The sequence below is a fragment of the Roseomonas sp. TAS13 genome, from assembly GCF_001950415.1.
Lineage (GTDB): Bacteria > Pseudomonadota > Alphaproteobacteria > Acetobacterales > Acetobacteraceae > Roseomonas > Roseomonas mucosa.
This window is the reverse complement of record NZ_BDLP01000582.1, coordinates 1-1,899: the sequence shown is the minus strand read 5'-3', so window position 1 is coordinate 1,899 and position 1,899 is coordinate 1. Positions and strand designations below refer to the sequence as shown.

Annotated in this window: 2 protein-coding genes and 1 pseudogene; 1 reads left to right on the top strand and 2 read right to left on the bottom strand. The window is 72.8% G+C overall.

Annotated features, from left to right (window positions below):
- Positions 1-526: pseudogene (locus ROTAS13_RS23860) on the bottom strand (cell division protein FtsX); the annotation flags it as partial.
- On the bottom strand, positions 519-1,304 hold the full coding sequence (locus tag ROTAS13_RS23855) for a cell division ATP-binding protein FtsE (protein ID WP_075823606.1): 786 nt from the start codon (positions 1,302-1,304) through the stop codon (positions 519-521). The gene ROTAS13_RS23855 and the pseudogene ROTAS13_RS23860, both read right to left, overlap by 8 nt.
- A gap of 59 nt (positions 1,305-1,363) precedes the next feature.
- On the opposite strand from ROTAS13_RS23855, the gene ROTAS13_RS23850 reads away from it, so the two are divergent.
- Positions 1,364-1,870, top strand: coding sequence for a zinc-ribbon domain-containing protein (locus ROTAS13_RS23850; RefSeq protein ID WP_075823605.1), 507 nt, complete (start codon positions 1,364-1,366; stop codon positions 1,868-1,870).
- The last annotated feature ends 29 nt before the right edge of the window (positions 1,871-1,899 follow it).

The following is a 1,899-nucleotide window of genomic DNA, read 5'->3' as shown; positions in this document are numbered from 1 at the left end:
GCGCCAACACGGCAAAGGCCATACCCTCCACGCTGCGGGCCAGGGCGGCGAGGCGGGCGACCCAGATGCCGTGCGATTCCAGCTCGGCCCGGGGCACCTTCTGGGCCAGCAGCCCGGCCAGCGCCTCGGGATCGCCATCCCCGTCGCCCCAGGGGTCGCGCAGATGCACCTCGATCACTCCTGGCAAGGCCAGCGGAAAGGAAGCGGCGGAGGACTGGCCCAGCCAGGGTCGCAGCAGCGCCGCCATCCGCTCCGGGTCCACCGTTTCCGCCGAGGCGACCTCGGGCGAGGCGCGGAGCACCGACAGCGCCGCCGCCATGCGTTCCGGCGTCGGATCGGGCACCTGCGCGGTCACCGCCGCCGCGGCGCCGTATTGCCAGCGCTCTGCCAGCGCCGCGGCGCCATGCGCCCCCGCGAGGGCCAGGGCAGCGAGCAGCGCCATGGCCGCCACCAGCCCGGGCAGCAGCTTGCCCGACAGCGCCCGGCGCAGGCCGAGCGGATCGCGGGAGCGCCGGCGCTCAGCCATGCGGGGCCTCCCCATCCTCATCGAATTCGTCGTCCTCCGGGTCCGAACCCGGCTCCGGCTGCTCGGTCCAGGCGTCGTAGGCGTCCAGCTCGCCCTGATCGTGGCCGGTGAAATGCACCAGCCGCCCGCGCGAGAGGGTCATCACCGGGGCTGGGAAAGCCTCCACCAACTCCTGGGAATGGGTCGCCACCACCACGGTGGTGCCCAGGCGGTTCATCTCGTTCAGCAGGGCCAGGGTGCGGTGTGCCTGGCGCGGGTCGAGATTGCCGGTCGGCTCGTCGGCCACCAGCAGCTCCGGCCGCGCCACCACCGCCCGGGCGATGGCCACGCGCTGCTGCTCGCCGCCGGAAAGCTGCTGCGGCAGCGAATCCGTCCGGTGGCCGAGCCCGACCCAACGCAGAATCTCGGTCACATCGGCCCGCAGCGAGGATTCGGAACGGCCGGCCAGCCGCAGCGGCAGGGCCACGTTGTCGAAGGCGCTCAGATAGGGGAGCAGCCGGTAGTCCTGGAAGACCGAGCCGATTCGGCGCCGCAGGGCGGGCAGGGCGGTGCGGCGGGCACGCGACAGTCGCACGCCCAGGATCTCGACCTCCCCCTCGCTGGGGCGCAGCCCGCATTGCATGAGGCGGAGGAGGGTCGTCTTTCCCGCCCCCGATTCGCCGGTCAGCCAGGTGAAGGAGCCCGCGGGCAGGAAGAAACGCAGACCATGCAGGGCCTCCTTTCCGGTTCCTCCATTCGGGTCCGGGTAGCGGAGGGTCGCATCACTGAAGCGCACCATGGGGGCAGGGTGTGCCACGCGTGCCCGCATGAGGCTAGGATCGCTCCGAGGGAGTTCGCATGCGTATCGTTTGTCCCGGCTGCGAGGCGGCCTACGAGGTGCCGGAGGCGATGCTGTCGCCCGGACGTACGGTGCGCTGCGCCCGTTGCGGCCGGGGCTGGATCCCCTTGCCGGAGCAGGGCCGGGCCGTCTCGCCGGAGGAAGACCCCTTGGCCGAGCCTCCGGCCGGGCAGCTTCCGGCGGAGGCGGGCGATCCGGACACGGCCGTTGTGGCCGGACCCGCGGAGGCTCGGCCTGAAGGCTGCGGGCCGCTGGAGGAGCCGGCCGGCGACGGATCGATCCACGCTGCCGAGGCGCCTGCCCCGGATCTGCCCGCCATGGCCCTGGAGGCGGACCACGCCACGACCCCGAAGGAGCCGCTCTCCCATCCGGTGGAACGGGAACATGGTTTTCCCCCGGCGGAAACACGGGAACGCCCGCCGCGCGAGGGGATCGTGGTCCCGCCGCGCGCTGTTCCGCCCGTCGCGCGGCCGGAGCGCGGTCCCAGCCTGACCCCTGTCTCTTGATCACATCTACGCACAGCTCCACCGTAAGG